Below are 24,397 nucleotides of genomic sequence, written 5' to 3'. Positions count from 1 at the left end.
AGAAAAAACATCACTGAACTAATAGCGTATTGCCAAGACAAAGTAGACTTTTTTCTGACCAGCAACCTCAATGACTACCTCATCATCTATCGTCTTACCCAGTAACTTTCGCGCTAATGGCGAATCGATACTGATATAGCCTTTTGAGGCATCAATCTCATCCGGGCCGACAATGCGATATTCCTTTTCATCACCCTCTTCTGTCTCAACGGTCACCCAGGCAGCGAAAAAAATATGATCTTTATTATCGGGCGCCTGATCCACCACTTTCAAATCAGGTAATCTTTTTTGCAAATAACGAATTCGACGGTCGATCTCACGTAATTCTTTTTTACGGTAAATATATTCAGCATTCTCAGAACGGTCACCCTCAGCTGCCGCCGCTGAAAGCGCTTTCACCACATCACGGCGTCGTGCCCAACGCGCAGTGAGTTCTTGGTTCAGCTCTGCGTAGCCTTCGGCAGTGATATACGGTGAAGATGCCATTGTTTACATTCCAAATGAAAAAGGCTGGATCATATCAATATTCAATAAATACGTGAGCTTTGATGCTCAGACATTCACCTTATAATTGAGATCTCTGGCTTCATCTCCTGTCATACCTCGAAATCCCCACTGATAAGGTGCCTGTTCGTGAATAGTGATCTCAATATCACTGGGAGAGATAAAAAGCTGTGTTTCAATTTCTTGAAATAAAGTCTTAATCAATTGTTTTTGTGTATCAACTTGTCGCCCTGACATCATATGAATTTCTATTACCGTATAAGCATCGCTTCGCCCGCCGGGATAATAGAAATCATCTTTATCCATCGGAATAAATCGATGAGCCCGTTTATCTTCAGGAAATCCCAACACAGTCTGCATACATGTATGAATAACATCTGATAACTGAGCTTTGATTGGATTAAGCTTTTCTTTAATACCGTAAATAATAATCATTGAATAAAACCTCAATAAGCCTCTATGTTTAGCTTATTTATATTCAACAACCCTGCTAATTGTTGCTGATTAATAAGCCTTTCTGAAGGCATTATAACCAACGTCTTTTGTGTAATTTAAGCGGATTTGCTATCTACTTGAGCCACTAAGCTAGCATCTATCCAGCCAAGGTGCATGCATCACTAAAAAGTCATTTGCAATAAATCGTATATGCTATATTTTCAACAGATGTAGTGTCGTCAAGCAGACGACCATATCGTGTGTTTGAGACCACTTCTGCAAAGCGTTCTTCCTTACTTACTACTATTCTGTTTTATGGATATAACTGATGACTGACATCCTGCTTCTGACCTTTGTATTTCTGGCTGCAGGTGTATTAGTTGTCCCTATTGCATCTCATTTTTCACTAGGGTCGGTCCTAGGCTATTTGATTGCTGGTATCCTCATCAGCCCGCTGTTAACACTGTTCAATGTCAATGTCTCAGCCATACAGCATATCGCTGAATTTGGTGTGGTGATGATGCTCTTTCTGATTGGCTTGGAATTAGAGCCGAGAAAACTCTGGTCCATGCGTGCTCGTTTACTTGGTTTGGGTGGCGGCCAGATTTTATTAACCACTGGCGCGGTCACAGCGATTGGCATCATGCTGGATCAACCCTGGTCAGTCTCGTTCACTATCGGTCTTATCTTTTCCTTATCTTCCACAGCTATTGTTTTGCAAACGCTGACGGAAAGAGGACTATTAAAATCAGATGGTGGCCAGGCTTCCTTAGCCGTTCTTTTAATGCAGGACATTGCCGTCATTCCAATGCTGGCACTGGTGCCATTGCTTGCTCTGCCGGAGCTGGTAAACGTGATCAATCAAGCCAGTTCTGAACTCGCTCCTGCAACCGAGCAAAGCCTGAGCTTGATCGATGGTCTGAATAGCTGGCAAGTGGCTTTGGTTACTATCGCGGCTGTTGGCACCGTAGTATTAGGAGGGAATTACCTGATTTCACCTATATTCCGCTTTATTTCACTCGCCCACTTGCGTGAACTATTCACAGCCACCGCCTTGATGTTTGTGATTGGCATTGCTTTGTTGATGTCTTTAGTCGGTTTATCACCCGCTTTGGGTACCTTTTTAGCGGGTGTGGTATTAGCAAACTCTGCCTATAAACACGAACTCGAAAGCAATATCGCGCCATTTAAAGGCTTGCTGTTGGGGCTGTTTTTTATGACGGTTGGTGCTGGAATTAATTTCCATTTGCTCACTGATAATTTCCTGTTGATTGTCTCATCAACGTTGGGTTTGATCGCGGTCAAAGCCATTGTCATGATGCTTTTAGCGCTTATATTCAAACTGCATGGTGCACATAAATGGCTGTTTGCTCTCGGTCTGTCACAAGCGGGTGAATTTGGTTTTGTCTTGCTCTCGTTCACCGTTCACAACGGTGTTATCCCCGCCGATATTTCTGAACTTTTATTATTAGTTGTGGCGTTATCCATGTTACTCACACCATTGCTGTTTATCATTTACGATAAAGTCATTGCAAAGCAATACAATAAAACTCAGGCCAGAGAAGCCGATGAAATCAACAGCGAGGCTAATATCATTATCGCGGGTTCGGGTCGGATGGGCTTAATGATCGACCGCCTTCTGCGGGCTGCGGGCTTTGATACCACCGTCATCGACTACAGTTCAGAACGTCTGGAAATTCTGAAACGATTCAGACTAAAAACCTATTTTGGTGATGCCACTCGCCCCGACTTATTAACCGCTGCTGGCATTGATGAAGCTAAATTATTGATTGTCGCCATTGATGAAACCGACAAAATTTCAAAACTGGTTAAATATGTCTCTGAAAACTACCCTCATGTGCATATTGTCAGTCGTGCAACCGATAATAATCATGTTTATGATCTCTACGCACATGGTTGCCGCGATATTATTCGGGAAACACACGATAGTAGTTTACGTATGGGGCGTTCAGCCTTTGAAGCACTCGGTATCGTTCGGGATAAGGCAGAAAAAATGATCGATGTGTTTAATGATCATGAGAAAAAACTCATGCTCGCTGTCGCTGATGCCCATAAGCTGGGTGTGCCAAACTATGAGAATGAGGAATACATTGCCCGCATGTTAACGCTGTTAGAAGAGTGGGAGCCTGCCGTCGGTGTGAAGATGCAAGCAATATCCGCCGAGGCTTCAGCAGATAAGTAATCCTCACTCAGCCAATGTGTTCAAAATAAAATGCGTGCGTTCATCAACCGACACACAAGGTACGTCCATTAATGTATAGCTATACTCACTATATACGCTCACCATATGCTCGTATGTGCGGATGGCTTCTTTAAAATCTTGTTTACGTTCGGCATCATTCATATAAATTTCTTGCCAAGGTGGGAATAAAAACACGGTTTTATGCACCGTCAGCTCTTCAAACAAGTGACACCATTTTTCGTCTACTTCGAGCCCTTCAAGCCGACTGTAAGCCAAAGAATCCAGTATGCCTCTGTCAAAAAAGACAGGGCCTTGGTGATGATTATATTGGCGATAACGAATCACCTCTTGTTTGAGCATAGCATCACGAAAAGCGGTTTTGTCTCTCCAGGGTAATGCCGCCCCTTTCTGTTTGAGTTGTTGTTGAATCACTTTCCGTCCGACCTCATTTGAACATGAATATCCTTTTTTTCTTAATTGATCCAATACCGTTGTTTTTCCTGCTCCAGGACCACCGGTAAGCACAACAATATTCGCCATTAGCTCCTCCTTTTTGCGTTTATTTTTTGTGAGTATTAATGTGCGGCACTTGATTCTATCGGCAATATTTATTTGGTCGTGGAACAACATCAGGATGAGTTTGCTTAGGTGATAACCATTCTAAAATGATTGTACTCACTTCGAACGTCAGTACAGTGCGGGTGCCGCCAGCTGTCTTATTCTTCACGCCAGCAACATCCGGCTTTTCAGATTCACGCCATCAAACCAGAAAAAAACTTAATATTCAGTTACTTACGTGATTTGCAAACATATAGCAACAGCTCTAGCGTTGATTAAGGAAACTATTCATCAGCTAAAATAAACTGATTTTTCCCTGCTAACTTCGCCTTGTACATTGCAATATCTGCTTGTTTGACCATTTGTTTTGCATCAAGGTCAACGCCCTGTGAAATGGCAACGCCAATACTTGCTGAAATGGCAATGTTCTTATCATTGATAACAATATCTTTCTTGATGATCATAAGAATATCCTCAGCGACACTGATAGCATCAGATTGACTTTGTAACTGTGTCAGGGTGACGATAAATTCATCCCCCCCGAGCCGGGATACGGTATCAATCCCCTCTCTCACACAAGACAATAAGCGCTGACCAATTTCATATAACAACTCATCACCAATATCATGACCTAAGGTGTCATTGACCTCTTTAAAGCCATCAAGATCAATAAACAATAGTGCGGTAAACGAGCCATAGCGTGATGAAGCCAGAATCGCCTGTTCAAGTCGATCCATGCCTAACAGCCGGTTAGGTAATTTTGTCACCGAATCATAATGAGCCAATTGCTGTAACTCATCACGATGATTTTCAAGCTGTCTGGCAGCTGACATAGTGTGCCTGATGTATTTATTCATGAAGGTAGAAATTACAACCAGGATAATAACCACACACAAAATGATAACTCCGGTAATCGGTAATATCTCGCTTATGTAGTTCTTTCCTGGTTGATGAGGCTTCCATATAGCCCGGGCTATAACATTTCCATCAATATCTGTAATGTCTTCAGCGATATAGCTTTTTTTCAATAGGGCATTGGTGGTTTGGATAGTGAGATCATGTAAATGAAACTGTCTTTCCCATTTCTTCAGAAGCGGCTTATCTAACTGGCGGGTCATCATCAAGACACCATACAGCTGACCTTTATTCAATGTGTCAGTTTGTTTATCCGCCACAATAGCGGATGCGGCGATGGCATGAATTTGACCAGACATACTGATATAGGAAGTGACTGGCTCAGGCGAGTCATAATCAGTTTTTATGGCTCGCTCAAATATTCGCTCAAGAGCAGTGGCAGTATAAATTGGACTACTGACCTCCTCACTTACACCATTTACGAAGCTTTCTTTAAGCGTACTATCGCGTTCATAAATGATGACTTGGTTAACATTGAAGGTATTGAATAAATAATCATTATCAAAGTTTTCTTCAAAATAGGCTGCTTCATCAACGCCAGCAAGCGCCTCAGCCGCATCATTCCAGAAGCTGTAGTCGTAAACTACTTTCCCTAGACTCTCACGCTCATTATAAAAAACACTGTCAGCAACAGTTCGGGATGATGAAATTGCATTGTCATTTAAGTGATGAAATGACTGCACCATCAAATAAATAAAGTAACTGCCCAGAAAAAATAACAATATAAATAAGCTATAAAGGCTGACTCTCATGTCTCTCAAGATGGTATTGATTTGATGATGACTCATGAGAACCTCATTAATGTGTTACTTATCTACTTCTATCAATTACATACACCAATTGCTCACTCCTTGATATTAAGCGGCATATTAAAAAATTGCTATATTCAGTATCCAAAGGTGTATCAAAAGCGTGGCCGATCAGCCAAAGATATCTATTTGAAAATAAAAGCGTATATGAACAAATAAAAAGAACCCGCTGCATAGCGGGTTCTCTGACAACTGATTAGTGGATGACACCACAGGCCAGTCGAGCGCCACCACCGCCAAGCGGCTTGGGATTATCCGAATAGTTATCCCCGTTCAGATGAATCATCAATGAACGATTATGTAATTCTTTCAGTTTAAGTTTTGGCGATAATACCGGTAAGGTGGCATTGCCATTTTCATCCACATACAAGGCAGGTAAATCGCCTTTATGACCTTCAAAACTCCATGGCGCAGCATGCTGTCCTGTATTGGAGGGATCATAATGGCTACCTGCTGCACCACCGAGTACTAATTCACCGTCTTTTTTCTTGGCGTCACAGGAAGCAATTTCATGCACATGGAAACCATGAATACCCGTAGGCAGATTTTTTAAGTGTGGCGTAAATACGGTACCGTATGGATGACTGCTAATAGTGACTGTGCCGACACTTTCACCGGTATTGAGATTGGTCATATCGACCGTAATATCATCTGCAGCAAAAGCCGTTGATGTCAGTAACAATGACGTGAGGAAAGCCGTTTTAAGTTTCATACCATCTCCTTTTGTGGTTATAACAACTCACTATTCTGGACTGTCATTATCAGGAGATGTTCCGATAAGATTGAGTCAACATAACGTTAGAAGGCCATATCCAGTGTGGCTGAGAAGGCGTTATTCTGATGAGACTCAGCAAACTCACCGTAATAACCTAAAACCAAACGTGTGCTTGAAGTTAATTCACCACTAATTCCCAAGCCAAGTTGTAAGCGATGCCTATCCAGGTCCGGACCTTCCACTACAAAGCTTGATGAAGGCACGCCGTTAAAACGGGCATCAACCTCAGTAACGCTATCCATATGTTCATGCACATAAGCGATACTAGCGACCGGGGTAAGAACACGGTTATTCTTCATTTGGATATTGTGGCTGACACGCAAACCAATCGAAGTCTGTAAACTCTCGTCGTTTTCCTTATCCACCTTCAGATTAGCACTACCAGCCCCCTTCTCAGTAAAACTTTCCCGCGTGTTGTAGAGATAAGAAACGCCAGCAAACGGTGTCAATGTAGTGTCTGCTCCGAGAGCAAAGTCTTTGCCTGTTTCAATCGTGCTGTTGATGTCAAAACTATCGTAATCAGCTTTAGCCGTACTGACCGAAGACCCCATGATGACCGTACGCGAAGCATCGACTTCATGCAGCCCCAGTCCGACACTAGCATTAACGTAAAGCTTATCCTGTTGCCAGCTACCATAGATAGCGGCTTGGTAGGAATCAATGGTGCTGTTACCTGAATAAGGATCCACATCCGTGCGGGCATAACTGCCTGCAACACCTATCACAAAATCATTCCAATCGACATCGAACCCCAAGGCCAAGCCAGTGGTTTGATAATCAGCACCGCGAGCATTGTTGGTATCGTCAATCTTATTAAAACTGCCAAAGCCCTGTGTCCACCAGCCACGAGCTTCAACCAGTTGGGATGCTGAACCTGAGTTATAACCTGTTGCCTTAGGCGACTGGGCATTAAAAGCCATTGAACCAGACGCGCTTTGACTGCCGTGATTGAGCAACAGCTTATTAAATTGTGAACTTACAGAACGGCTGACAAGTTGGTTATTGCTGTGCTGAACACCACTTAAACTATCAAAAGCCTGTCTTGCAGCTAAACTGGATAAGGGCGTGATCTGACTGACTAAACTGCTCAGATCATTAATATTGCTATCCACAGCCTGTGCTACGGCTTGTTGGTTACGCGTGCTGGCCACATCATTGAAGCTGACATCGTTGCGAGTCAACTTAAGAAACACATTATTGGCATCATAACTCAAGGTCGGCGTTAAAAAGGCCAGATCCGCATTCACACTATCAAAGGTTGCCCCCCCCAGTCCGCCGCTGGCGGTGAGAATAGTATAGTCTGTGGCATACGCATAGGTGCCTGGTGCCGCTTTCACATTGACGATACCGCTGTTTAACGTAGCGCTACCTGTCGCAACGATTTTATCGCTATTCCCTGCTGCATCCACTTCTACATCGTAGTTACCGCCACCACTAAAATCCACATTGCCCGACACATTGATAGTGCCGATGGAATTACCGGGAGCAAACGTACCGCCATTGATAAAGACATCACCCACGGTACCTGTACCACCTAACGTTCCGCCGCTATTCACGTTAGTCGTGGAATTACTGATTGAGCCATTGACTGACAGGATACCTGCGTTGACTGTAGTCGCGCCGGTGTAGGTATTAGTGCCGGTGAGGTTAAAGTTGCCTGCGCTTTCTTTAGTTACAGAACCGGTACCGCTGATCACACCTGCGTAGCCTGAATCATCGGATCGGTTAAAGACCAGAGTGCTGTTGTTGGTGACATTTCCAGTACCTAGCGTGCCCGAAGTGCCACCGTCACCGATTTGCAGGATGCCGTCCCGAATATAGGTAATGCCTGAATAGGTGTTATTTCCAGTTAGGGTTGTCGTGCCTGAAAGATAGTTGGAGACACTACCCGTACCACTGATATCCCCGGCAAAGGTGTAGTCGTTCGTGCGCAACAACCTTAGCTCACCGTTGTTAAGGATATCGCCTGTTATTGATCCGGCTGTTCCGCCGATGGATAAAATGCCTTCTGAGATGGTTGTACCGCCGGTATAGGTATTGTTGCCATTTAGGACAACATTGCCGGCTCCAGATTTGATCAGGCTGCCTGTTCCGCTTATCTGATCGTAGTGATATTCACTGGCGTTTAAGCCTATCTGAAATTCAACGATGGCATTGTTGGTGATGTTTCCTGCTTTCGCTATCGCGCCACCATCTAGCGCTATCAGCCTGCCATCAGCAACGACGGTGCCACCTGTGAAAGTGTTGTTTGACCCGCTGAGAACCAGCGTGCCCTCACCTGTTTTGGTGAGGCTGCCGCTGCCGCTGATATTCCCACTTTGGGTCAGCGTGATGCCTGAATCAATGTTATAGGTACCTCCACCTGCGTTGAGCGTGGTGAGGCGGCTGCTAGAAAAAGTGCTGGTGGTCTGCAAGGTGCCACCGTCCAGCGTCAGCGTGCCGGTTCCTAGATTGTTGTTTGCACTAATGCGGATGGTGCCGGCGTTAATGGTTGTGCCGCCGCTGTAGGTGTTGGTGCCAGACAAGGTCAGCGTGCCCGCACCGTCTTTGGTGACTGTCCCCGTATCGCTAATGACCCCGGTATAGCTCGAATCATCGGAGCGATTAAAGACCAGGGCGCTGTTGTTGATGACATTCCCAGTACCCAGCGTGCCTGAGGTGCCGCCATTACCAATCTGTAATGTGCCGTCGTTAATGGTGGTGCCGCCGGTATAGGTGTTGGTGCCAGACAGGGTCAGCGTGCCTTCACCCGTTTTGCTGAGCCTGCCGCTACCAGTGATCTGCCCACTTTCGCGCAGCGTGGTGCCGGTATCGATATTAAAGCTACCGCCACTCGCCCCCAGTGTAGTGCCGCGATTGCTGGTAAAGCTCGCCGTGGTTTGTAAAGTGCCGCCGTCCAAGGTCAGCGGGCCACTCCCCATATTATCTGCTGCGCCAATACGGATAGTACCGTCGTTAATGGTGGTGCCGCCGGTATAGGTGTTGGTGCCGGAGAGGGTCAGCGTGCCTTCACCTGTTTTGCTGAGCCTGCCACTACCAGTGATCTGCCCACTTTGACTCAGCGTGGTGCCGGCATCGATATTAAAGCTACCACCACTAGCACCCAGTGTAGTGCCGCGACTGCTGGTAAAGCTCGCCGTGGTTTGTAAAGTGCCGCCATCCAAGGTCAGCGCGCCACTCCCCAGATTATCTGCTGCGCCAATACGGATAGCGCCGTCGTTAATGGTGGTGCCGCCGGTATAGGTGTTGGTGCCGGATAAGGTTGTTGTGCCCGTGCCTTGTTTAATTAATGCTCCGTTGCCGGATAAAACGCCCGAATAGGTTGTTGAGCTATTGTTGCTACCCGTAGTGAGTGTGTTTGCATTTAACGTGACATTGCCTGCGCCAGCTAATGAGCCGATGCTTAGGTCGGTGGTTAGATCAAGTGAACCACCATTGACTGTTACCGCGCTGTTTTTACCCAGCGCCGAGGCGTTGGCTGCCTGTAGTGTGCCAGCATTGATTGTAGTAGCGCCAGTGTAGGTATTGGCGCCTGATAAAGTGAATGTACCAGCGCCCTCTTTAGTTAAACGGCCGCCGGGACCTGAAATCACTCCAGAAACAGTTGTCGATGTGCCATCACTGCCTGTGGTCAAGGTGTTGTTGTTGAGGTTGATATTACCTGCGCCAGTAATGGAACCGATGGTTTCATCACTGCCTGTCAGTATGAAATTACCCGCATTCGTTATAGCAACTGTGTCACCGATTGCTGCATTGCCGCCACCATCAACATTAAGAGTACCGTTGGCTGTAATTGATATTGCCGAACTTTCATTGATATCGCCGGTTGCTGATACGATGACTGTCCCGTTATCGACAGTGGTTGTCCCTGTGTAACTGTTATTACCTGATAAGGTTCGATTTGCATATGAATACAAGTTGCCCGCGCCGGTAATCACTCCGGAATATTCAATGTTTTGCGCACTAGCTGAGCTATTAACTCCTATGGTTAAGGTCTGACTGGTATTAATGGACGTGGTTCCAGCACCGGTAAAACCGTTGATTGAAACAGATGTGGCGATATCGAAGAACGCACCTGCTGAAACGTTGACGGTGCCGCTTATATTAGGAATAGCCCCTGTGTTTGCTATGCGTAATGTTCCAGCAGAAATGTTGGTGTCACCCCTATAAGAATTCATTCCAGAGAATATGAGGGTGCCAGCGCCAATTTTTTCGAGATCAAAATCACCATCGATGCTCCCAGATTGCGTTGCTGTGCCTGCCGTGACCTGAAGCTGGGTTGAGTTATCAGTCAAGGCAATAGCATCGGTTTTCTCTTCGCCATTGGTATAGTCAATCACAGCAGCCAAAACTGGATTATGGATGCCGAAAGCCATCAACGGCAACATAGCTGCAACCAGTGGTTTTAGTTTTGAACGAGGTGCTTTTGTGAATATTTGATTCGATGATTTCATCGTATTTCTTATTTATTTTTAACATTGTTTGTAATTAAAGTTGCCTTTAAGTGCAGGTAGGCTCACTCAACATTTTTCAGGCTCTCAGTTTATTTATTATTTTTATTAATCAATTATCTATAGGTAAAAATAACTTTCTTTGTGTCAGATGCATGCCTCTCTATTTGGCAAAACTAGACTGATTGATTTTTTATGCTGGGTCGGCAAGAGCTGGTTAACGTCACCACCTAAAGGCTCAGTAAATATGGCTAAGGTAGACCATAGCTATTTATTTCTCACACCCCATTTACTTGTGTAATCCAGCTCATGTTAGCTTTATTCCTGAAACTTTCCGCCTCGATTCACGTGATGTTTGGCAATCGTTAATTAACAAACTTATTAGCGGATGGAGCATAAAGAAATGTGGCATTAAAAACTATCAGCCAAAAGTATGATTTTTGAAAAAAGTGAAATTTTGAAATATTGGAGTCAATAACTGACAAAAGTCTCATATAACCGTATGAGTTACGAGGATTCTGCCAGGCAAGCTGATAAAATTTATTGGGCTTTTTGCTTTCTGTGTTTAGCCACTTTATGTCTATTGCCACACAAAGCCATACTGCACCATCGTCTTTTATGTGTTTTGGTGCGATCCAGAAACCAGAGAATGCACTCGTCATGCTCACAGACTCTGACCAGATTAAAATCTACCTCAGCTAATAATGCAGCGGCCGCTTCTGTTATCGGACCGAAAACTTGTTTGACCGTATCCTGCTTATAACAACGGTGTTGATGCCATTGCCCTTCTGCATTTTTTTGCAGACTGATCCAGCTCAGCGATGCATCTAGAAAGGGTTCTATGGGTTTAATACTGTTTAGCGAATCTGCTTTCTTTTTTACCACCAGCTTACGAATGACTTCTCTTAACTCTCTGGCGGTCTCAAGTATCTCGCCTTGCTTAAACGATTGATAAGATCTCAGCTTAATGCCTGCTACCGTCTTTAGCCAATAAACCACATCTTCATCCGTTTGCCAAAAATCAGCCTGCTGTTTATCCACAATAGCCACCGTATTCAACATATCCAATGCTAGGTGGTCAGCAATCACAATAGGTTCTTTCTTTATTCCAGCTAAATCAGTCATTTCACACCCTCTTGTACCTTAGCAATATTGTAACCAGTTAAATAGCACTTGACTAGTTACTTTTTACTATTCATACTGCACCACACAGGTAACCTGTAAAAATACTTTTTATTAGTTACACAAGGAGAAATGATGACTAAAAATACACACCACCCAATTCATTACAAATTTGTCGAGACTGATGGCGTACGTATTTTTTATCGTGAAGCCGGAGATAAAACATTACCCATTTTATTGCTTCTTCATGGCTTTCCAAGCTCATCACATCAGTTCCGTGAACTCATCCCCTTATTAGCCGATAAGTTTCATATTATTGCACCTGACTTGCCTGGGTTTGGCTTTACTGAAGTCCCTGATGCACGCCACTACACTTATAACTTTGATAGCTTGGGCGATACTTTGGTGAAGTTTGTCGATACGTTGAAGCTCGATGAATACGCCATGTATGTGTTTGATTATGGTGCACCAGCTGGCCTGCGTCTGGCATTAGCTTATCCGGAACGTGTAACCGGCTTTATTTCACAAAATGGTAATGCGTATCTGGAAGGTCTGGGCGATGCCTGGGCACCTGTCCAAGCATATTGGGCAGAACCTAATGCTGAAAATCGTCAGGTAGTTCATGATGCTATTCTCAATCTGGAAGGTACACGCTGGCAATATGCTCATGGGGTAGAAAATGAGGAGTTGTTAGCACCGGAAGCTTATTATCTGGATACATTTTTATTTGAACGTGAAGGCAATAAAGGGATTCAGTTAGACCTGTTTCTCGACTACCAAAACAATCTGGAAATTTATCCTCAGTTTCAGGAATTCTTCCGTGAAACTCAGCTGCCTTCATTGATTATATGGGGTAAACACGATCCCTTCTTTATCCCACCCGGTGCAGAAGCCTTCAAGCGAGATAATCCCAATGCTGTGGTCGAGTTACTGGATACCGGTCACTTCGCACTGGAAACACACGTCGGCTATATTACTCAGCGAATCCGTGAAGTGATTGGTGATGAATAAGCTTAATTGAAAAAAACAAAAGCCGGTTAGCGTAGGCTACCGGCTTTTTTATAACTATGGCTGACAAACTCTCAAGAAAAAACTTTATGAAGTAAAAGTGTGATAAAGAACCCCACAACACCTATCAAAAACATTGGCCCATAAGCAGATGCCTTTGCTATATGCTCATCCCCACTCTTTAAAAAATGATCTTTTCTTAAGTCATTAAACGGCAGGTAATCGAAATACCAGGGTCTTTTATAGTTTCTATGAAAAAGACTTGCACGAAAATATTGAATAAAAAAGATACAGACACTCACTAGTATCATAATAAAAAAGACAACAAAACAGACGGCTAGAATTTTATTCATCATAGTTTGGTATCAAAGTGTCTATATCATTACCTTCCACCGGCAATATCTACAAATGAGCCCGTAGCATATGAAGCTTCATCGGATAAAAGCCAGGCAATAGCATTGGCGACTTCCTCTGGTTTCCCACCTCGCTGTAACGGGATCTGCGAACTCAACCGTTTTACTCTATCCGGTTCACCTCCATCAGCATGAATATCTGTTTGTATAAAGCCAGGACGCACACAATTAACTCTGATATTTTTAGCCGCCAATTCTATTGAAAGCCCTTTGGTTAGCGAATCCATCGCACCTTTAGATGAAGCATAGTCAACGTATTCAAAAGGTGAGCCTGTTCTCGATGCTGCTGATGAGACATTGACGATTGCACCCTCCTTGTTTTTTTGACGAACAAAGGCTTTGGAACAAAGAAAGGCACTGAGAACATTGGTGTTCATGACTTTCATAAATCGTTCTGCAGTAATCTGAGTAAAGTCGGTTTTTTCAAATAAAATCCCAACATTGTTCACCAGATGAGTAACGGTACCGAACTCAGCATTGGCCGCCCCAAACAACGATTCAACATCTGCTTCTATTGATACATCAGCTTTGAAAAGCATCGCCCGACCACCGCCCTGCTTTATCTCATCACAAAGCTGAGAAGCAGCAGCTTCGTTATTAATAAAATTTATGCAAACGTTATAGCCTTGTTTGGCGAGAACACGAGACGTTGCGGCGCCAATACCTCGACTCCCCCCCGTGATGATGACTGTTTTATTCAAACCCCGTCCTTTTTAACTTTCTTCTAGCGAATAACTTCGCCTACTAAGACAATTGATGTAAATGATTATCGTAGCGCAATTTAATTAGGGTGCACTATTAATGCTGAATGCTGTCTTTGACCTGCCTGAGATATTTCTGACCATCTTCCTCTAAGTTTGATGCAAAACTATGGTTAGGATAATGCAAACATGACCAATAAGCTCAGCAATAGTGTTTTCTATATGTTTTGACACGGTTATCCCTAAACAATCCAATAACCCTAGTGCGTTTTGAGTGTTTAACTGATTCTCAGCTTGATTGTTGATTTAAATCTATAGGAATGGGCTCACCAACGACTCTTACACTAGGCGCCCCGTCTTCATTCCAGCGGAACAATACGATATGCCAAATGGCGGGGTCTTTACGCGAAGGATCTAACAAACCGACTTCATCAGCATTTCTTAACAGATCGGACACTTGCCAGCTTGGTGGCTCAACGCCTTGTTCAATCGCTTTTTGCCAGTCAGTTTCTAATAAGTGTCTGTAACACTGGAAGAATGGATGGCGTAAATCGGCCAGAGAGCATGTATCAATCTCATACGTGACCAAAAATAACGGTGCCGTTAACTTCTTGGCATATTTCATCATGGCCGTACGCGCACTGCTTTCTGTCGGCGTCAGGTAAAGTGCATCCTGACCACGCCTGTTATAGCGAGCTTCAGGTCGTTCGGGAGAATGTCTTTGCAAAACTGACTCAACTTGATTAGCTGGGCAAATTCTTACAAATTTTCCACCAACCTCGATATGCGTTTTCTCCCCCATTATTTACTTAACACCTATAGCCAATGTTGCTCTAACCACTCACTCGTTGTTGATAGATCGTACTCAGTAGCGATGTGCTGCATACGGTCAAGCTTGTTTACATCGTCTAACTTGATGGACTCATTTGGTCCAAACTCAATTTGCAGGCGCTGATAACGATTCCCAAGCAACTGTTTACATTGATAATCTGATATTCCAGCTACACCATCCATGAGAATATCAATCAAAGGCCGACTCCATTGCCCATACCCCCAGTCTAATGATTTTCCTTTGATAAAGTTCAGGCTCACGCCCGTGCCAACAGACAATAAAACAATATCCGCTATATCAATACATTCAGTTGGCTGATTATCATGAGAAATCGCTTGTGCCAACGCAACAACACTCGGATTATTAGCAAATACACCGCCGTCTATATAACCATCAACAGAGGGGAAAAATGTCGGTGCAGCACTGGTGTACATTGCCACTTTTGCTGCGGTGAAATCGCCATCTGAATCTTTACCGGAAAAGTTATGAAAGATTTTCGGCTTCCACGTTCTTTTGGCTTTATCCGTATGCTCATTATCTAAATCGAATGCAGGGATGGCGACTTTCTTCTTTAACTCTTTGAGCGTCACCCCACCAAAGACCTTATCTAACTCGCGTTTTAACGCTTTATTAGAATATTCTGCCCCCACCAGCTTTCCTACATCTCTGACGTTGTCCCAAACACTGTCATCAAAAATTTTGTGGCCAGCATTAGCATAGAGCTGAGCTATTTCTTCAGGTCTTTTGCCATTTGCCAGAGCTAGTGCGAGTATGCCCCCGGTAGATGTACCGGCAATAAAATCGACTTGTTGCAGCCAGCCAGGATGTTTATCCAGCAGTCGCTGAAGCAATCGGGCGGTAATAAACCCTCGAATTCCACCACCATCTAAAGACAATATCCGGTATTTACTCATCTTTCCCTATATTGCATGACTACTGGCTAAGGTATTAATGTCAGTATAGCTCTCTAGCAGTAGGCTCAGTTATCTTTCATTGTTAAGACTTAATGAAAAATTAAATGCAGACTCACATTACAGCCCTTGTTTTGCTCTAGCAATTGCCCCTTCAATGGCCGCTTTAGCTTGAGGGCTATTTTTCCAACAGCTTGTCCGTAGCATTGAGGCCACCATTTCCGCAATATCCTCTGCCTGATAAGTCGCCAAATCTGAAAGCGTATTGATGCCAATTTCCTCAAACCTCTTTACGACGGTCGGTCCCACCCATTTTACAGACAGGAGTGCTTCTCTTTCTGACTCAGAGAATGCCACAAGGCCTCCTTATAAACACATCATATTTTTTCACAACAGCCTCGTGATAAAAGCATGTCTTAATGTATTTTTATATTTTTTTAATAGCCAATAACAAGGGATTATTTCATTTTTTTATTGGCTTAGAAGTGAGATTAATCCTCTACCTTGATTTTAAATAGTTATTACTTTTACCCTAGGAAAAGAGTTTCAGTGCATGAACTTTGAACAAATTTAGCACTCAACTAAATGAGGAGGACAAGCCAATGCAAAACTCAACAACTACCCTGCAAGGCAAAAAAAATTGCGTTTCTTGTAACCGATGGATTTGAACAAGTGGAGCTGACCGCCCCTTGGGAGCAAATCAAGCTTGCTGGCGCAGACACTGAACTCGTCGCACTCGAAGAAGGAAAAGTCCAAGGCTATAATCACCTCGATAAAGCGGATGCGTTTGGCGTGGACAAAGCCATCTCAGATGTATCTGCTAGTGACTATGATGGTCTAGTACTCCCCGGTGGCGTAGCAAATCCTGATGCACTTCGCACTGACTCAAATGCAGTCGATTTTGTCCGTGCATTTTTTACCCAACACAAGCCTGTTGCAGCAATTTGTCATGCACCATGGACACTGGTAGAAGCTGACATCATCAAAGGTAAAACGCTTACCTCGTGGCCCAGTCTAAAAACCGACATTCAAAATGCCGGTGGCAACTGGATAAATGAAGAGGTTGTGGTGGATCAAGGTTTAGTGACCAGTAGAAAACCAGACGATCTAGATGCTTTCTGCAGCAAAGCCATTGAGGAATTTGCTGAAGGTAAGCATTAGTATGGCTAAATGCTTATCTCGCTAAAATAGAAAACAAAAAGGCCCTGCTGGTTTCAGCGGGGCTTTTTTTATGTCAACACAATGGAGATTAATCGACAATCATTTCTATAACGATGTCGCCGTGTCCGAATTGTCTTGCAGTGTTTTAAGTATCGCACTCAACACACCCGGAAACTTTTGTTCAATCTCGTCCATACGTAGCGAGTTCATATGCTCAGTACCGTTAACCTCGGTTTCAACTAGTCCAGCGCTCCGTAAGATCTTAAAGTGATGAGACATACTGGATTTAGGCCGATTAAGATCAAGTTCACCACAGGTTAGCTGCCTTCCTGCGTTCGCAAGACGCGTAACAATTTCCAACCGTGTCGGATCAGCAAGGGCATACATAATATCGGTCAACTCGACCTGCTCTATGGTGGGTTGTTTAATTTTTCTCATAGCAGAAATTTAGCATATTGCTTGATCTAATTCTATAGTTCGAATATATTGGAACAACAGAAATTACATGCTACCAAAAAAAGGAAAATCACCATGGCATACTTATTTTCATCATTTAAATTAAAAGATATCAGCTTAAAAAATCGAATTGCGATCCCGCCAATGTGTCAGTACATGGCCGATGATGGCTTAGTTAATGACTGGCATAAAGCGCATTATGCAACGCTAGCCCGAGGTGGAAGTGGTCTGGTCATTGTTGAAGCCACTGCTGTGTCACCTGAAGGTCGAATCACGCCTCACTGTTTAGGTCTTTGGAATGATGAACAAGCAGAGCAACTTCGTGAGATAGCCGAACTCATCAAATCAGCAGGCGCCACGCCAGGTATTCAAATTGCTCATGCCGGCCGTAAAGCAAGTGCTAATGTGCCGTGGGAAGGTGATGATCATATCCCTGAACATGATTCACGTGCATGGCAAACAATAGCGCCCTCAGCGATTGCATTTGGTGCAGAGCTTCCTCGTGTCCCCAAAGAAATGAGTATTGATGAAATCAAGCGCGTTCAGCATGACTTTGTTCAAGCCGCTCGTCGTGCTTATGAAGCTGGATTTGAATGGCTCGAACTGCATTTTGCCCATGGCTATCTGGCACAAAGTTTTACTTCTTCACATTCAAATTTACGTACAGATGAATATGGAGGAAGCTATGAAAATCGAGCACGCTTCTCTCGTGAGACACTGTCAGCCGTGAGAGAGGTCTGGCCTGAAAACTTGCCGTTAACCGCTCGGTTTGGTGTGATTGAATTTGATGGTAAAGATGAAGAAACACTCAGTGAATCCATTGAATTAGTCAAAGAATGGCGTCAACTCGGACTCGATATGTTAAGTGTCAGTGTTGGGTTTACTATTCCAGACACCAATATACCGTGGGGTCCGGCATTTATGGCACCGATTGCTCAACGAGTCAGGAATGAAGCCGAAATACCTGTTTCATCAGCTTGGGGCTTTGGCACACCGAAACTGGCGGATCAAGCCGTTCGAAACGAGCAATTGGATTTAGCCATGATTGGACGAGCCCATCTGGAAAACCCAAATTGGCCATATCAGGCAGCAAAAGAGCTAGGTAAAGATCAACCCGCTTGGGTCTTACCAGCCCCTTATGCCCACTGGTTATCAAGATACAAAATCCCGTCAGATAATTAGTTCACTACAGCGAGTTCGGATGGGTGCTTATGCACTCATCCAAACTTAATACTCAGTAAGGTAATCAATCTAAATCAAACAAGGTTAGTCTTGTGATTTGCTGGATATCATTCCTGTCGTGTTTTAATTCTTGCCCACCAAAAGTGAACGTCAAAAGCACGCGTTATTCTATATTGAGACAGTTAAAATAGTTACCTGGAAATGTATGGCTGATCAGCGTTTTTTAGCAGGCTAATTGCTAGTTACCGACCACGTAGCAGGTAGAAACATCAGGTAATTGACCTGAGTTGAAGCTGGTGTAGTAGCTCCAGAATGTATTATCGATGGATTTTAATCTTGCTGGTGTATCATCACGACGGTAACGCGCCAGCTGTCCTGGTCCGCCGTTATATGCAGCATAGCTTGCTTTTATCAAATTATCATCCCCGCCGGGCTGTTCGTGCTCGCCTCGTCGGATCGCATAATCAATCATGTAGTGTGTCAGAATATCGATGCCTGCGTTTACATTGTAGTCAACTTCATCAACCAGGCGATCAAGATCGTAGACTTTGCGCCACACCCGACCATTAATCTGCATCATCCCCACGGCCCCCACCGCTGACCGTAACACCTGAGGATCTTTACTTGAACCGGCAAACTGGCGCCAGCAGGACTCTTTCCAAGCAGTGGCGCGAACCAAGGGATCGAGCCTGTCAGCTAATCTATCCGGCATCTTTTTATTTTGAGCTAGCCAAGTACTGGACTGCTCCTGAAGCAAACTGGCAACCAGATCAAGATAGTCATTAAGATTATCGCGTTGTGGTACCAGGCCCTTTAGTGCCTCGGCGGGTGACATCGTTGCCGCATAGGCAGCAGGTAACAACCATCCCCCTAACAGACCAAAACTATCAATGATATGTTGTGATAACTCAGTTGATGGGGATATAGACTTCTTTCCAGTATCAAATCCAAACAAGTCACGAAACTCTTCATCGACTTCCAAAGGCAATGGCGTAAACGTCGGAGGCGCTGTTCCAGCCAGCAGCAAACGAGCAAGTCTACGCAGTCCATCACGAGTGATTTCTAAACCATATTCAGGCCCGAGAGCATCAAGCGCTAGCAACGCATCACCACCTGCAATAAAGGCAGCAAGCCGGTAATCCACTTCCAAACCAGGTGTCTCCAGGCCTTCCAATTCGTTCATCAATGGGCGTAAACGTTCCCATGTCGTCAGGAATAGATCTCGAACGGGATCAGACTCAGGATTATCAACCGTTAGTGCCTCGGCAATGGCGTATCTCGCATCGAGCAAGATGGCAAGTAATTCCATTCGTAAATCATGAGAATTAGTTGACTCGGCCAGTGTTGAAATAATGGTGGTTAGAAAACCATCAAATTCATCTTCAAGCGTTTGCCATTGTGCCACTTCGTTAACGTCCAGAACGGGCTCGGGCTTTTCAACGCTAGGTTCGGAAGCGCGAACCTGAAAAGCCAACCAGGCTCTAACGCCATCTTCTTCTGTTTGCAGGCGAGCAATATGAGTTCGCTGAACCAAGGATTGTTCAATCCCCTGCGTGCTATTTGGCCCCAACAATTGTTCAATCAGTCCATCAAGTTCGTTTAGTGGGCCAGCAAGATCTATTTTCACCCTTTTCATCCGCGGCAATACCAATGCATCGGCAATCAATTGCACAGGTTTACTTAAAATGCCGGGGCTACTATCTGGACGAGACAATTCAATCGCAGCAGGCACAAACTCTATCGCCAGTCCTGATGCCGTGACCTGTGGTGTCAGTTTCAATGCCAGACGGCCCTGCCAGGGCGTTAGCCCCCGGCAAGTGCCAAACACCCGAACACCCGTTGTTGCAGCCACTGCCATATCGACCGATAGTTGGGTATCAGCTGTCGCCACTTTCATATCGGATAAATCAACCCGGTTGCATGGATCTTGGCCAAGTGTCGCTTTGCCGTTCTCATCAAATTCAAGAACGCGACTTATCGCGGACTGAAGATGAGTTGTTTCAGCCAGTAAAGGGATTTCGACTTCGCCGGCAGAAAATGCGCTCGAACTATATAAGATGCAAAGCAACCATCCAATGCGTTTCATTCGATGTTCCAATGATTAAATGCGAAATGACTTGAGAGTCAGGGCCTGGACCAGATACAAGCCTGCAATATTATGCCGTTCTTTTTCAACAAGTGTTATGAATTTTAATGTTCAGAATCAAACACTCTGTACCCATTGATTGTTTTGTGATGAAACTATTTATCTAATGGGTGATGTATACCATCTGATGTGGGCACGATACCCAGTTCAAAAGGATTTACGCCTTCCAGGCAACCTACGTTATAACCATATTCTAAGGGGTTAGAACGAGGGTTGTGATGTGTATAAATACCGCAGTTTGAACAGAAATAATGTTTCGCTACCATCGTATTAAATTGATAGAGCTTGAGCATATATTCCCCTTTAATAAGTTCCAACCCATCCACTGCCACTGTGGCAACAATGGCACCCTTTCTTCTGCACAATGAACAATTACATCGTCTTGGATTCACAATTCCATCAGGCAGATGAAGCAATAATTCAACTGCGCCACAATGACATGTGAGTTTATGCCGTTCTTTAATTTTAGTATTGCCAACTTGCTTAATCATTGTGAAAACCCCTTTGTTTGTAACGTTAAAATTTAGGATAAGTGAAAACGTCCGAGACATGCTGCCTGGTATGAGCATCCGCCATCAACGCGAACAGCTACACTTTTTAGGTGTTTTCTTTACGTTAAATTAAGTCCGTGATCTGAATTTTGATTGTTCCAATACTCTTTTCAATAATATTCAGAGCTTCTGTATATGGGGTAAATAGTTTAAATCCATTTAATACCTATAGTTGCGAAATACCTTATACATCTGCGCTCCAACTTGTCATTCTCTCGATTTCCTCTGCCGTGGTTGGCGGACTAAAAAAATAGCCTTGTACTTCATTACAGCCTTGCATACGAAGAAATTCAAGCTGTTGCTCATTCTCCACACCCTCAGCAATAGTCATTAATCCAAGATTGTTCGCAAGATCAATAATGGTCGAAATAATGGCTCGATCATCACTATCTTCTTGTACATGACTAACAAAAGAACGATCAATTTTAAGTTTTGATATCGGAAAACGTTTTAAATAACTCAGCGAGGAGTAGCCCGTACCAAAATCATCAATAGATAAGCGAATCCCCTTTTTATTCAACGTTTGCATAATGGCAATCGCTTCTTCAGGTTTATACATTGCCACGCGTTCTGTCAGTTCCAATTCCAAGTAATGTGGCGGTAAACCTTCTTCATCCAGAATCTTGGTGATTTGGAATAATAGATTCGGATGACGAAATTGTAATGCCGATAAATTAACAGCGATGACAGAGAGTGGCATGCCGTTATCCAGCCATTGCTTCATTTGTTTTGCAGCGGTTCGAAGAACCCACTCACCAATCGCAATAATCTGTCCAGAATCTTCGGCAATAGGAATAAACTCTACTGGCGAAATATGACCCAGGGTGGGATGCTGCCAGCGTAATAATGCTTCAACACCCCTGATATGGTTACTGATCAACTCAACTTGAGGTTGATAAACCAGTCTGAGTTCATTTTGCTCAATAGCACGACGCAGAGCCGCTTCAATAGCCGTTGTGCGTTCAATATTGGCTTGTAAATGTTGTGAGTAAAACTGAAAATTATTGCGACCTTCATTTTTAGCGCTGTACATGGCGAGATCTGAACATTTAAGCAGCGTGTCATGGTCGTCACCATCATCTGGAAATAAACTAATACCGATTGAAGGCGTCACGATGAGTTCATAGTGTTCTATTGCACACGGTTTTGAGAACAGATCAATCAATGCTTTTGCTCTGATCTTTGCCTGTTCTGTATCGGTATGTGGCAGCACAGCGATAAACTCATCACCGCCCTGTCGAGAAACGATGGCATCTTGTTCAAGTGCTTCTTGCATGCGTTGAGCAAGCATTTGTAATAACGCATCACCGACACTGTGGCCAAGCGCATCATTAATGTTTTTAAAGTTATCAAGGTCAATAAACAGAACGGCGAGTTGAACGCCTGTTTCTTTTGCCGCATTCAGTGCGGCTGATAATTGTTTTTTTAGGGAAATACGATTGGGTAATCCCGTCAAGGCATCATTGTGGGCTAGCCAATTGATCTGCTCTTCAGCCTTGCGTCGTTCATCAATATCCATACGAACACCGACAATACGATTGGGCTTACCTGATTCATCAAACTCAACCGCTTTACCACGAACCCCCACCCAACGATAATGACCATCCGCATGACGTAAACGTGCTTCGTAGTAATAGTTGGTTTCAGATCGGTCAAGAATGCTGCCGATTTTGCCTTTGATCATCTCTCGATCATCTGGATGAACTTTTGCAAGTTCTTTTTCTCGATCGCCTACCCCTTGCACTGGCGGATATCCCAAAATGGTGTGGTAAGTTGGGGATGCAAACCAGACATCTTCAGCGACATCCCATTCCCAAATACCAATTTTGGTTGACTCAAGCGTGATTTGAAGACGCATCTCACTTTCTTGCATTTTTTCTAGGTGTTTGTAGTGCTCGCTAATGTCACGAGCAATACCGATAACACCAACAATGTTTCCGTCGTGATCACGTAATGGCGTTTTTACCGTTTCAAACAATCCACGATAACCATCCTCAGCAAATGTTAGCCATTCTTGATTGGTAAGTGTTACGCCTGCTTCTATTGCATTCAGATCATGATGACGAAAAGCATCGGCTGTTTCTTGAGAAACATAATCGTAGTCTGTACGCCCAATGATGTTACTTTTTTCATCACCATAAAGTTCTTCAAACCGATGATTACAATTGATATACAGACCATTAATATCTTTTAGCCAGAGAGGATCAGGAATGGCATCAAACGTGGCTTCAAGCTGCATTTGCGTCATATCTATTTGAGCGTTGCCTTCGGCCAGTTTGGCTTGCAGACTCACGTCTTGTCGACGCAGAACATGTAATGAGGCCGCCAGATAAGCCAATAGAGAACTCACTAAAATAGCAACCGTTAAATGTAAGGTCGTTAATGACCAATCATGCCAACCATCAACAGGCACCAAGCCGAGCCGCCATTCATCCATTGATAATCTGACTGGATATTCAAGCGCATTATTGAGAGCTGCTGTTGATGAGGCATAAATCAATTGTGCCTCATCTTGTCCATTGCCTTGTCGCCATAGTTCATAGTGATACTTTGATGCCGTAATGGATTCAAGTGGCTGTGCTTCGAGAATGTCGGTAAGCGATATGCCCACTTCAACATAGCCCCAATGTGTTCTTTCTGTATCACCACTATCGCCGATAAAAACAGGCAAGCGAGCAGCTAATTTGAGCTTATTATTCTTGAATGGAAAAGGTCCGGTAATGGTTAATCTTTTAGAGATATAACCATAGCCAGGGGGTATGGAACGAATTTTATTTTGCAAATTCGCTTCATCACTTGTTGAATAAAATTGACGAACAATCCCATCAGAGACAATGAGGATATCGGTGATATAAGGATAAGAAGGCAGTATCGTGCCGACAACTTCATCAAAGTGGTTGATAGCTCTATTATCTAAATTAACTAAGGTAGCCAGCGTATAAGCGATGGATGCCTCATGGATAATCGATGACTCAAGTTGATAGGTATAGTTTGTCGCATCGGTGAGTGCTTGCGTTTCTAAGTCATCAACATAGTCGGTTTCCAGATACCATGCTAATGAGAGTGTGAATATCAGGGAAATGATAAATGTCAGTATGCCTGTGTGCAGGGGCGATAATAACAACGTGTTATTAGACATTGGCATAGTTGAATATTAGGCGGACAATCAAGTTGATGCTGATATTTCGCACTTTCCTATCCTTCTCATAAAGCTTAACTTCACTGGCCCACCCGTTTACTTGAAGCCTCAGCCCAAGAAATTCT

At 43.9% G+C, this 24,397-nt stretch carries 19 protein-coding genes; 4 read left to right on the top strand and 15 right to left on the bottom strand.

The window, feature by feature from the left end; translation table 11 throughout:
* Positions 1-18 precede the first annotated feature (18 nt).
* Together greB and AC13DA_RS09540 are read right to left on the bottom strand one after the other, a co-directional pair.
* Entirely contained in the window at positions 19-486 is a 468-nt protein-coding gene (greB, locus tag AC13DA_RS09545) for a transcription elongation factor GreB (RefSeq protein ID WP_273180832.1), read from the bottom strand.
* A 66-nt stretch (positions 487-552) separates the two neighbouring features.
* Positions 553-939, bottom strand: a complete 387-nt coding sequence (locus AC13DA_RS09540) for a tautomerase family protein (RefSeq protein WP_284451613.1) — start codon at positions 937-939, stop codon at positions 553-555.
* Positions 940-1,267: 328 nt separating this feature from the next.
* Between AC13DA_RS09540 and AC13DA_RS09535 the strand changes: the two genes are divergently transcribed.
* A complete protein-coding gene (locus tag AC13DA_RS09535) occupies positions 1,268-3,142 on the top strand; it encodes a cation:proton antiporter domain-containing protein (RefSeq protein ID WP_284451612.1) in 1,875 nt (624 codons plus the stop codon).
* Between the two features lie 3 nt (positions 3,143-3,145).
* Here AC13DA_RS09535 and AC13DA_RS09530 read toward each other — a convergent pair whose 3' ends face one another.
* The 5 genes from AC13DA_RS09530 to AC13DA_RS09510 all read right to left on the bottom strand — a co-directional run bounded on the left by AC13DA_RS09530 (position 3,146) and on the right by AC13DA_RS09510 (position 11,775).
* On the bottom strand, positions 3,146-3,682 hold the full coding sequence (locus tag AC13DA_RS09530; protein ID WP_284451611.1) for an AAA family ATPase: 537 nt from the start codon (positions 3,680-3,682) through the stop codon (positions 3,146-3,148).
* A gap of 302 nt (positions 3,683-3,984) precedes the next feature.
* On the bottom strand, positions 3,985-5,403 hold the full coding sequence (locus tag AC13DA_RS09525) for a sensor domain-containing diguanylate cyclase (RefSeq protein ID WP_284451610.1): 1,419 nt from the start codon (positions 5,401-5,403) through the stop codon (positions 3,985-3,987).
* Between the two features lie 217 nt (positions 5,404-5,620).
* Positions 5,621-6,136 carry a superoxide dismutase family protein gene (gene sodC, locus AC13DA_RS09520; RefSeq protein ID WP_007144793.1) on the bottom strand — a complete coding sequence of 172 codons (516 nt, stop codon included), beginning with the start codon at positions 6,134-6,136 and terminating at the stop codon, positions 5,621-5,623.
* An 86-nt stretch (positions 6,137-6,222) separates the two neighbouring features.
* Positions 6,223-10,653: an autotransporter-associated beta strand repeat-containing protein gene (locus AC13DA_RS09515; protein ID WP_284451609.1), complete on the bottom strand. Its 4,431-nt coding sequence runs from the start codon at positions 10,651-10,653 to the stop codon at positions 6,223-6,225.
* A 537-nt stretch (positions 10,654-11,190) separates the two neighbouring features.
* Entirely contained in the window at positions 11,191-11,775 is a 585-nt protein-coding gene (locus AC13DA_RS09510; RefSeq protein ID WP_007144790.1) for a CGNR zinc finger domain-containing protein, read from the bottom strand.
* A gap of 132 nt (positions 11,776-11,907) precedes the next feature.
* Between AC13DA_RS09510 and AC13DA_RS09505 the strand changes: the two genes are divergently transcribed.
* A complete protein-coding gene (locus AC13DA_RS09505; RefSeq protein WP_284451608.1) occupies positions 11,908-12,783 on the top strand; it encodes an alpha/beta fold hydrolase in 876 nt (291 codons plus the stop codon).
* Between the two features lie 379 nt (positions 12,784-13,162).
* On the opposite strand, the gene AC13DA_RS09500 is transcribed toward AC13DA_RS09505, so the two are convergent.
* The 4 genes from AC13DA_RS09500 to AC13DA_RS09485 all read right to left on the bottom strand — a co-directional run bounded on the left by AC13DA_RS09500 (position 13,163) and on the right by AC13DA_RS09485 (position 15,994).
* The gene (locus tag AC13DA_RS09500) at positions 13,163-13,894 is read right to left on the bottom strand and encodes a glucose 1-dehydrogenase (RefSeq protein ID WP_284451607.1); all 732 of its coding nucleotides are present in this window, start codon (positions 13,892-13,894) and stop codon (positions 13,163-13,165) included.
* 289 nt (positions 13,895-14,183) lie between these two features.
* Positions 14,184-14,696 (bottom strand): RES family NAD+ phosphorylase, encoded by a 513-nt coding sequence (locus AC13DA_RS09495; protein ID WP_284451606.1) that lies wholly within the window; start codon positions 14,694-14,696, stop codon positions 14,184-14,186.
* Between the two features lie 14 nt (positions 14,697-14,710).
* Positions 14,711-15,640, bottom strand: a complete 930-nt coding sequence (locus AC13DA_RS09490; protein ID WP_284451605.1) for a patatin-like phospholipase family protein — start codon at positions 15,638-15,640, stop codon at positions 14,711-14,713.
* 117 nt (positions 15,641-15,757) lie between these two features.
* Positions 15,758-15,994 (bottom strand): hypothetical protein, encoded by a 237-nt coding sequence (locus AC13DA_RS09485; RefSeq protein WP_284451604.1) that lies wholly within the window; start codon positions 15,992-15,994, stop codon positions 15,758-15,760.
* A 228-nt stretch (positions 15,995-16,222) separates the two neighbouring features.
* On the opposite strand from AC13DA_RS09485, the gene AC13DA_RS09480 reads away from it, so the two are divergent.
* Complete coding sequence (locus AC13DA_RS09480) at positions 16,223-16,798, top strand: type 1 glutamine amidotransferase domain-containing protein (protein ID WP_284451603.1); 576 nt, start codon at positions 16,223-16,225, stop codon at positions 16,796-16,798.
* 105 nt (positions 16,799-16,903) lie between these two features.
* On the opposite strand, the gene AC13DA_RS09475 is transcribed toward AC13DA_RS09480, so the two are convergent.
* Positions 16,904-17,197, bottom strand: a complete 294-nt coding sequence (locus AC13DA_RS09475) for an ArsR/SmtB family transcription factor (RefSeq protein ID WP_482945908.1) — start codon at positions 17,195-17,197, stop codon at positions 16,904-16,906.
* A 132-nt stretch (positions 17,198-17,329) separates the two neighbouring features.
* On the opposite strand from AC13DA_RS09475, the gene AC13DA_RS09470 reads away from it, so the two are divergent.
* Complete coding sequence (locus AC13DA_RS09470; RefSeq protein ID WP_284451602.1) at positions 17,330-18,436, top strand: NADH:flavin oxidoreductase/NADH oxidase; 1,107 nt, start codon at positions 17,330-17,332, stop codon at positions 18,434-18,436.
* Positions 18,437-18,674: 238 nt separating this feature from the next.
* Here the strand turns inward: AC13DA_RS09470 and AC13DA_RS09465 are convergent, their stop codons facing one another.
* From AC13DA_RS09465 to AC13DA_RS09455, 3 genes are all read right to left on the bottom strand, one after another.
* Complete coding sequence (locus tag AC13DA_RS09465) at positions 18,675-20,522, bottom strand: lytic transglycosylase domain-containing protein (RefSeq protein ID WP_284451601.1); 1,848 nt, start codon at positions 20,520-20,522, stop codon at positions 18,675-18,677.
* A 155-nt stretch (positions 20,523-20,677) separates the two neighbouring features.
* Positions 20,678-21,073 (bottom strand): GFA family protein, encoded by a 396-nt coding sequence (locus AC13DA_RS09460; protein WP_284451600.1) that lies wholly within the window; start codon positions 21,071-21,073, stop codon positions 20,678-20,680.
* A gap of 244 nt (positions 21,074-21,317) precedes the next feature.
* Positions 21,318-24,272 (bottom strand): putative bifunctional diguanylate cyclase/phosphodiesterase, encoded by a 2,955-nt coding sequence (locus AC13DA_RS09455; protein ID WP_284451599.1) that lies wholly within the window; start codon positions 24,270-24,272, stop codon positions 21,318-21,320.
* Positions 24,273-24,397: the final 125 nt, after the last annotated feature.

It is taken from the genome of Methylophaga sp. F-2 (assembly GCF_056859315.1).
This window is presented reverse-complemented; position numbering and strand designations above follow the sequence as displayed.